The organism is Luteibacter sp. ME-Dv--P-043b, assembly GCF_030209605.1.
Classification (GTDB): Bacteria; Pseudomonadota; Gammaproteobacteria; order Xanthomonadales; family Rhodanobacteraceae; genus Luteibacter.
This window is the reverse complement of sequence record NZ_JARVRT010000045.1, coordinates 48,216-56,802: the sequence shown is the minus strand read 5'-3', so window position 1 is coordinate 56,802 and position 8,587 is coordinate 48,216. Positions and strand designations below refer to the sequence as shown.

The window sequence follows — 8,587 nt, the reverse complement described above, 5'->3', positions numbered from 1 at the left end:
CAGGGGCTTTATCCCGGAAACCCGGTCTCATTTGAGACCGGGTTTTCTTTTTGTCCGCGCAAAGCGCAAGACTGCAGTACGTCATCGCGAACGTGCTCCAGCCAACCGACCAGAAGGCCTCCCCACCCGGGGAGGCCTTTGTTTTATGTGATCAAAGGATGTTGATCTGCGTATACAGCGTGTTGTACGGCGCGTTGGTCGACGTGTTCTGGTACTGGAAGTACCCCGACTCATGACCGTCCACGTTGTACTCGTCGAGCCAACCAACGACGGTCTGGCCCGGCGTGCATGGCCAGGTGTACTGCGTGCCCGTGATGCAGATACCGGTGCTTGCGTAGCGGGCTGAGCGTGGCAGCTGACCGCCATTCATCGACGCGATCGGGTTGGCGCCGTAGCCGATCTCGATGATCGCCACACGTAGCTCGCCACCGGCGTGATTACAGGTCGTGCTGCTGTTGCCGTTGGTGTATTCCCAACCGCAAGCCGTCGAACCGACCGCGTAGACACGGATGCTGGACAGGGCAGGCGCGGGTGCGCGAGGCACCGGTACCACGGCGAAATCCATCGGCGTGGGCAGGACACGGCCCTCCGCGGCGAGCGAAGGCAGTGCGGTCATCACGCGCGACGTGGCTGAGGCGCCTTCCTGAGCCTGAATACGCGTGGCTGCGGTGGCGGCGAACGCGAGGGTACAAAGTGCAAAACGTACGGAGTTCAAACGTGGTTCCTTTCCATAAAGCGAAACATACGCTGCGCGCCTGATCGGTGGGCAGCGTGCGGACATAGCGCGCTTGTCGTTGCGCTACACGGTGCACGGCAACTGCCCATGCACTGCGCGATAAGGATCGCCCGCCATGTCGCGTGCGAATGTCGGATACGGGCATCAGTGCTGCGCTGAATGGGCAAACGTCCGTTCAATCGCTAAGGGTTTGCGTGGATCGCCGGTGCAACATGACACCCGCGCGATTAGTCGGCATGATGTTGGCGCGTCGTGCAGCAAGGAAAACGCCATGGATACACGTCTCAACCGCAGGCAGGAGGAACTGGTCGCGATCGTGCAGCGCGAAGGCTTCGTCGGTGTCGACGAACTGGCCAGCCATTTCGACGTGGCGCCGCAGACGATCCGTAGAGACCTCAACCTCTTGTCCGACGGCGGCCTTATCCGCCGCTACCACGGTGGTGTCAGTGTGCCGGCCAGCAGTGTCGAGAACGTGGCCTACGCGGCACGGCAGACGTTGCAGGCGGTGGAAAAGAGCCGCATCGCCGCGGCCATCGCACGGCAGATCCCGGATGGCTCATCCCTCTTCATCAACCTGGGCACCACGAACGAGGGAGTCGGCCGCGCGTTGCTCGAGCACCGCGACCTGCGTGTCATCACCAACAACCTCAATATCGCGCTGCTGCTGAGCGACAACCCCACGTTCGAGGTGATCGTCGCCGGCGGCGTGGTGCGCGGCCGGGACCACGGCGTCACCGGCGAGGCGACCATCGAGCTGATCCGCCAGTTCAAGGTCGACTTCGGCATCATCGGTATATCGGGGATCGAGCTCGACGGCACGCTGCTGGATTTCGACTTCCACGAAGTGCGGGTGGCCCAGGCCATCATCGAACACTCCCGCCAGGTGCTCCTCGGCGCCGACCATACCAAGATCGGCCGTAACGCCATGGTGCGCCTCGGCGACTTCAGCCGTGTGGACGCATGGTTTACCGACCGGCCGCCGCCCGAGGCCTTGTTGCCTGTGCTGGAAGCGGCGGGCACACGGCTCTACGTCGCGGACTGAGCCGGGCCGTGCCGTCGCGAGGCCAAGGCGCCTCGTAGGCCCACATAAACATCGGTTTAGCCCCCCTATCAGCGGCGGGCGGCCGTATTGCAGCCCGCCGTTGCCAACGCTCGTGCGTACTACCCGCGTCGAGAACACGCATCCGTACGCTGCACTGCAGCGTGCGATGTTCGTTTGTGTTCGAATATGCTCATTTCAACGCAGGTGTCGCCCTGCCGAGTCATGGATTGTTCGTTTTCGCTCCGTCAGGCCCTCTGGCCCGTTGCGAACGAACGTACCCGAGCGTAGGGTGTCCTCGTTTCGGTAGGGCAACGCCTCCAGCCAAGTGGGGTGGTGCAATGGTCGAGCAGGTCGATGTTCTGGTGGTGGGCGGCGGCGTCAATGGCGTCGGTATCGCCCGTGACGCCGTGGGCCGTGGGCTCTCGGTGTGGCTGTGCGAACGCGACGATCTGGCGTCCCATACGTCGAGTGCGTCGACCAAGCTGATCCACGGCGGTCTGCGTTACCTCGAACAGTTCGAATTCGCTCTGGTCGGCAAGGCGCTGGCCGAGCGCGAGGTGCTGCTCCGCGCGGCGCCCCATATCATCTGGCCCCTGCGCTTCGTGTTGCCGCACCAGCCGCACCTGCGTCCCGCCTGGATGATCCGTATCGGGCTGTTCCTCTACGATCACCTGGGCCGTGGCCGGCGCACGCTGCCGGGCTCGCGCCGCGTGCGTTTTGCCAAGCATGTCACCGGCGAGCCGATGCGTGACGATTTCTCGGTGGGCTTCGTGTATTCCGATGCGTGGGTGCAGGATGCCCGCCTGGTGGTGCTCAACGCGATGGACGCGGTGCAGCGTGGCGCCAAGGTCGAGACCCACACGCGCTGTGTGAGCGCGCGCCGTGACGGCGATGGGTGGATCGCCGAGCTGGAGTCGCGCGACGGCAGCCGTCACTTCGTCAGGGCCCGTGCCCTGGTCAATGCGGCGGGGCCCTGGGCCGCCAGCTTCCTCGACGACGTGGCCCACCTGAAGCATTCGCACTCGCTGCGCCTGATCAAGGGCAGCCACATCGTCGTGCCGAAGATCTACGATCACCGTTACGCCTACATCTTCCAGCAGCCGGATCGTCGCATCGTGTTCGCCATTCCGTACGAGCGCGACTTCACGCTGGTCGGCACCACGGATATCGAATACAAGGCCGACCCGTCGAAGCCCAAGATCGATGCCGAGGAAATCCAGTACCTCTGCGAGGCGGCCAACCGCTACTTCAAGAAGCAGCTCACCCCTGACGACGTCGTGTGGAGCTACAGCGGCGTGCGGCCCCTCCTGCAGGACGAATCGGGCAGTGCGTCGGAAGTCACGCGCGACTACCTGCTGGACATCGACCAGAACGGCCCGCCGCTGCTCAACGTCTTCGGCGGCAAGCTGACCACGTTCCGCAAGCTGGCCGAGGAAGCCGTCGACAAGCTGGCTCCGCTGCTGGGCAACGACAAGCCGGCCTGGACGGCGGATGCCCGTCCGCTGCCCGGTGGTGGCGAGCGTGACATCGACGCGCTGACGGACGATCTCCGTGCGTCGCGGCCGTGGCTGACCGAACGCTTTGCCTGGCGCTTGACACACTTGTACGGCACGCGAGCTCGCGACCTGTTGGGCGAAGCCAATGGCCTGGCGGCGCTGGGCACGCATTTCGGTGCGGACCTCTACCAGGCCGAAGTGGACTACCTGATCCGTCACGAATGGGCTACCGAGGCGGAGGACATCCTCTGGCGTCGCAGCAAGATCGGCCTGCATGTCGGCAAGGACGACGTGCAACGCCTTACCGAGTACCTCAATCAGCGGGTCCCGCAGGGGCGCGCCACCCAACCGTAGCGCTAGCGCGCTGCCAGCCATGAAACCGATGGAGAGACGGATCATGCGACAAAATATTGGTGAGTTGATATCCGAAGCCGTGGCGATGTTCATCATCATCGCCTTCGGCGATTCCGTAGCGTGCATGTATGTGCTCTACGATCCCAGTCCCTACCTCAACGCCTACTGGGGCGTGTGTATCGCGTGGGGCCTTGCCGTCACCATCGCGATTTACGCCACGGCATCGGTGTCGGGTACGCACGCCAATCCGGCGGTGACCCTGGCGCTGGCCGTCTTCCGCAACTTCTCGTGGAATAAGGTGGTGCCTTACTGGATCGCGCAGGTGATCGGTGCGTTCCTCGGTGCGGCCATCGTCTACGCCCTGTTCGGGCCGGTGATCGATCACTTCAACGCCACGCACAACCTCACCCGTGAAGCGGGCGGCGCCGCTGGCGTGTTCTTCACCCATCCGGGCCTGGCCGTCACGCCCATGCATGCGCTGACTGACCAGATCATCCTCACCGCCTTCCTGCTGTTCGGCATCTTCGCCATCACCGAGCAGTACAACGAGACCGCCCCGGGTGCCAACAACGGTGCGCTGATCATCGGCCTGCTGGTGGCCACCATCGGTGCGTCGATGGGTTACCTGGAAGCGTGGGCGATCAACCCGGCGCGCGACTTCGGCCCGCGCCTGTTCGCCTACTTCGCCGGTTGGGGTTCGTCCGCGCTGCCGTCGCCGGATAACTACTGGTGGGTGCCGATCGTCGGCCCGCTGATCGGCGGCGTGGTCGGTGGCGGTGCCTACCAACTGCTGATCCACCCGTTCCTGCCGGCCCGCCAGCGCGCGCTCGAAGAAGCCCGCCAGGCCGCCGCGCGTGGCACGTCTTCCCATTCGACCATTCAGTGAGGCCCCAGATGGACAAGCAGAAATACATCCTCGCCATCGACCAGGGCACCACCAGCTCGCGCACCATCCTGTTCGATCACGACGGCAACATCGCCGGCACGGCGCAGCGCGAGTTCCCGCAGATCTTCCCGCAACCGGGCTGGGTGGAGCACAACCCGCGCGAGATCATGACCAGCGTGTTATCGACGATGACCGAAGTCATCAGCAGCTCCGGCATCGATGCCAGCTGCATCGAGGGCATCGGCATCACCAACCAGCGCGAGACGGCGGTGGTGTGGGACAAGAAGACCGGCCAGCCGATCTACAACGCCATCGTGTGGCAGTCGCGGCAGACCGCCGACATCTGCGAGAAGCTCAAGGCCGCCGGCCATGACGAGATGGTGCGCGAGAAGACCGGCCTGCTGATCGACGCCTATTTCGCCGGCACCAAGGTGCGCTGGATCCTCGACCACGTGGAGGGTGCGCAGGCGCGTGCCGAAGCGGGCGAGCTGCTGTTCGGCACCATCGATACCTGGGTGATCTGGAACCTTACCGGCGGCAAGGTGCACGTCACCGACTACACCAACGCCTCGCGCACGCTGATGTACGACATCTACAAGCGCGAGTGGGACGACGAACTGCTGACGATGCTCAACGTGCCGCGCGCCATGCTGCCGGAAGTGAAGTCGTCCAGCGAGGTGTACGGCAACACGCTGGCCAAGCATTTCTTCGGTCGTGAAGTGCCGATCGCCGGCATCGCGGGCGACCAGCAGGCGGCGTTGTTCGGCCAGGCCTGCTTCGAGCCCGGCCTGGCCAAGAACACCTACGGCACCGGCTGCTTCATGCTGATGAACACGGGCGAGAAAGCCGTCCGTTCGAAGAATGGTTTGCTCACCACCATCGCGTGGGGCGTGGACGGCAAAGTGGAATACGCGCTGGAAGGCAGCATCTTCGTAGCCGGCTCGGTCATCCAGTGGCTGCGCGACGGCCTGCGCATGCTGGGCAAGGCGGCGGATTCGCAGTCGTATGCCGAGCGCGCCAAGGACAACGATGGCGTGTACTTCGTGCCGGCCTTCGTCGGCCTGGGTGCGCCCTATTGGCGAAGCGACGTGCGCGGCGCGGTGTTCGGCCTGTCACGCGGCACCACCAAGGAGCAGTTCATCCGTGCCGCGCTGGAATCCATGGCCTACCAGACCCGCGACGTGCTGGAAGCGATGCAGATCGACTCGGGCATCGAACTGAAGGAACTGCGCGCCGACGGTGGCGCTATCGCCAACGATTTCATGGCGCAGTTCCAGGCCGACATCCTCGACGTGACGGTACTGCGCCCGAAGGTGCAAGAGACCACCGCGCAGGGTGCGGCGTATCTTGCCGGCTTGGCCGTGGGTTTCTGGAAGGATCGTGCGGACATCGCCAAGCGCTGGGCTGTCGATCGCGAGTTCAAGCCCGGGATGACCAAGGAAACGCGCGACGATCTGTATGAAGGGTGGAAGCAGGCGGTGACCGCGACAATGGGATTCAAGCCGCGGAATTGAGGCTTTGCGATTGTCGCCCACATCGTGGGCTCCTACAGAGGCACGTATCGTTTGGCGTGCGGAATGGTGCATCGCCCACATCGTGGGCTCCTACAGGAGCGTGTGGCGTTTGGCGTGCGATGGATCTTGTAGGAGCGCACGATGTGCGCGATGGGTTATGCGGCAAGGTTCATCGCTCACATCCATCGCCCACATCGTGGGCTCCTACAAACGCACGTACCGTCTGGCGTGCCACAGACCATGTAGGAGCGCACGATGTGCGCGAAAAGCCACCTATTGGCGCCTCAGCCCAGCGTGTAACCGAACTGGCTTTCGAACTCCGCGGCGAACTGATCGTACGTGAAGTACTGGTTCTGCGTGCCCGGGTGCTCGACCTTTAGCGCGCCCATCAGCGAGGCCATCTTGCCGACGGTGGGCCAGTCGTAGCCCTTCATGATGCCGAAGATGAGGCCGGCGCGGTACGCGTCGCCGCAGCCGGTGGGATCGACCACCTTGTGCTCGCGGGCGGGCGGGATCTCGATCGTTTCGCCGTTGACGTGGATCTGCGAACCGCGCGGGCCCTGCGTGACGATGTACGCGGTGACCTTCGAGGCGATGTCCGCGGCGTTCCAGCCGGTGCGCTGCTGCAGCAGCTGCGACTCGTAGTCGTTGACGATGACGTACGTGGACTTCTCGATCATCGAGCGGAACTCGTCGCCGTTGAACAGCGGCATCGCCTGGCCCGGGTCGAAGATGAAGGGCACGCCGCGGGCGGCGAACTCGTCCACGTGCTGCAGCATGGCTTCGCGGCCGTCCGGCGCGACGATGCCGAACTGGTAGTCCGGGATGTCGCGCACGTGGTTCTCGTGCGCGCTGGACATCGCACCGGGATGGAAAGCCGTGATCTGGTTGTTGTCCAGGTCCGTGGTGATGAAGCACTGCGGGGTGAACTGGTCGTCGAACTGGCGCACGCCGTCGAGGCGGATGCCGAATTTCTCCAGGTGCGCGCGGTAGGGCGCGAAGTCCTGGCCGACCGTGGCCACCGGCATCGGCTCGCCGCCCAGCAGCTTCAGGTTGTAGGCGATGTTGCCCGCGCAGCCGCCGAACTCGCGACGCATGGCCGGCACCAGGAAAGACACGTTCAGGATGTGGACCTGATCCGGAATGATGTGGTTCTTGAACTGGTCCTGGAACACCATGATGGTGTCGTAGGCGAGCGATCCGCAGATAACGGCAGTCATGCGTTGGGCAACCCTGAAGGATGTGATGGCACGACCGTGAACCGGCCGCCGCGAGCGCCGAACGCGAGGGGTTCGGCAAACCGACGGATCGTACCCAAATTCGTCGCCTTAGGCGACAGGCCAACACGTACAGAATTACGGGAATGCCGCAGCTTCCGCTCGCATCCTTCGGACTTACAAGACTTTCTTAACTTCTTCGCCTCCGCTTCGCCCTTGCGTGGGGGAGGGCGCCAATCTAGACTTCCATGCTTACTTTTTGCCGCAACGGGCGCCCGCCGCACATGTTTAAGAAGTTCCGCGGACTCTTTTCGAACGACATCTCCATCGATCTCGGCACGGCGAATACGCTCATCTACGTTCGTGGACAGGGCATCGTCCTGAATGAGCCGTCCGTCGTGGCCATCCGCCAGGATCGTGGCCCCGGTGGTCCCCGTACCGTCGCCGCCGTGGGTGGCGACGCCAAGCGCATGCTCGGCCGCACCCCCGGCAACATCGCCACGGTCCGCCCGATGAAGGACGGCGTCATCGCCGACTTCACCATGACCGAAGCGATGCTGCAGCACTTCATCAAGCAGGTGCACCGCTCGCGCATGCTGCGGCCCAGCCCGCGCGTGCTGGTGTGCGTGCCCTGCGGCTCCACCCAGGTGGAGCGTCGTGCCATCAAGGAATCGGCCGAAGGCGCCGGCGCCCGTGACGTCTTCCTGATCGAGGAGCCGATGGCCGCCGCGATCGGTGCCGGTATCCCGGTGCACGAAGCCCGTGGCTCGATGGTGCTGGACATCGGTGGCGGCACCTCCGAGGTCGCGGTCATCTCGCTCAACGGCATCGTCTACTCGCAGTCCGTGCGCGTGGGCGGCGATCGCTTCGACGAAGCCATCATCAACTACGTGCGCCGCAACCACGGCACGCTGATCGGTGAGTCCACCGCCGAGCGGATCAAGCTCGAAGTGGGCTGCGCGTTCCCCCAGAGCGAAGTGCGGGAGATGGAAATCTCCGGCCGCAACCTCGCCGAGGGCGTGCCGCGCATGTTCACCATCAACTCCAACGAGGTGCTGGAAGCCCTGCACGAGCCGCTGTCCGGCATCGTGGCGGCGGTCAAGGCGGCGCTGGAACAGACCCCGCCGGAGCTCTGTTCCGACGTGGCCGAGCGCGGCATCGTGCTCACCGGCGGCGGCGCGCTGCTGCGCGATCTGGATCGCCTGATCTCCGAGGAAACCGGCCTGCACGTGCAGGTCGCCGACGACCCGCTCACCTGCGTGGCGCGCGGCGGCGGCAAGGCCCTGGAGATGATCGACCAGCACGGCAGCGACTTCTTCGCGTTCGAATGATGGCGGCCGCG

Annotated in this window: 7 protein-coding genes; 5 read left to right on the top strand and 2 right to left on the bottom strand. The window is 64.4% G+C overall.

Annotation, left to right across the window (positions count from 1 at the left end; translation table 11 throughout):
- Positions 1 to 151 precede the first annotated feature (151 nt).
- A complete protein-coding gene (locus QRN34_RS18615; protein WP_285406882.1) occupies positions 152 to 715 on the bottom strand; it encodes a YolA family protein in 564 nt (187 codons plus the stop codon).
- A 292-nt stretch (positions 716 to 1,007) separates the two neighbouring features.
- On the opposite strand from QRN34_RS18615, the gene QRN34_RS18610 reads away from it, so the two are divergent.
- The 4 genes from QRN34_RS18610 (at position 1,008) to glpK (ending at position 6,028) form a co-directional block, all read left to right on the top strand.
- Positions 1,008 to 1,778, top strand: a complete 771-nt coding sequence (locus QRN34_RS18610) for a DeoR family transcriptional regulator (protein WP_285406880.1) — start codon at positions 1,008 to 1,010, stop codon at positions 1,776 to 1,778.
- Positions 1,779 to 2,116: 338 nt separating this feature from the next.
- On the top strand, positions 2,117 to 3,628 hold the full coding sequence (gene glpD, locus QRN34_RS18605) for a glycerol-3-phosphate dehydrogenase (protein WP_036139593.1): 1,512 nt from the start codon (positions 2,117 to 2,119) through the stop codon (positions 3,626 to 3,628).
- A gap of 40 nt (positions 3,629 to 3,668) precedes the next feature.
- Positions 3,669 to 4,514: an MIP/aquaporin family protein gene (locus tag QRN34_RS18600; protein WP_285406887.1), complete on the top strand. Its 846-nt coding sequence runs from the start codon at positions 3,669 to 3,671 to the stop codon at positions 4,512 to 4,514.
- Between the two features lie 8 nt (positions 4,515 to 4,522).
- The gene (glpK, locus tag QRN34_RS18595) at positions 4,523 to 6,028 is read left to right on the top strand and encodes a glycerol kinase GlpK (RefSeq protein WP_036139595.1); all 1,506 of its coding nucleotides are present in this window, start codon (positions 4,523 to 4,525) and stop codon (positions 6,026 to 6,028) included.
- Positions 6,029 to 6,312: 284 nt separating this feature from the next.
- On the opposite strand, the gene QRN34_RS18590 is transcribed toward glpK, so the two are convergent.
- The gene (locus QRN34_RS18590; RefSeq protein WP_285406876.1) at positions 6,313 to 7,248 is read right to left on the bottom strand and encodes a carbohydrate kinase family protein; all 936 of its coding nucleotides are present in this window, start codon (positions 7,246 to 7,248) and stop codon (positions 6,313 to 6,315) included.
- A 281-nt stretch (positions 7,249 to 7,529) separates the two neighbouring features.
- Between QRN34_RS18590 and QRN34_RS18585 the strand changes: the two genes are divergently transcribed.
- Entirely contained in the window at positions 7,530 to 8,576 is a 1,047-nt protein-coding gene (locus QRN34_RS18585) for a rod shape-determining protein (protein ID WP_036139600.1), read from the top strand.
- Positions 8,577 to 8,587 lie beyond the last annotated feature (11 nt).

Excerpts from the sequence above, each read along its gene's own strand:
- QRN34_RS18610 (WP_285406880.1), top strand. The coding sequence starts at position 1,008 with ATGGATACACGTCTCAACCGCAGGCAGGAGGAACTGGTCGCGATCGTG.
- QRN34_RS18590 (WP_285406876.1), bottom strand. The coding sequence starts at position 7,248 with ATGACTGCCGTTATCTGCGGATCGCTCGCCTACGACACCATCATGGTG.
- glpK (WP_036139595.1), top strand. The coding sequence starts at position 4,523 with ATGGACAAGCAGAAATACATCCTCGCCATCGACCAGGGCACCACCAGC.
- QRN34_RS18585 (WP_036139600.1), top strand. The coding sequence starts at position 7,530 with ATGTTTAAGAAGTTCCGCGGACTCTTTTCGAACGACATCTCCATCGAT.
- glpD (WP_036139593.1), top strand. The coding sequence starts at position 2,117 with ATGGTCGAGCAGGTCGATGTTCTGGTGGTGGGCGGCGGCGTCAATGGC.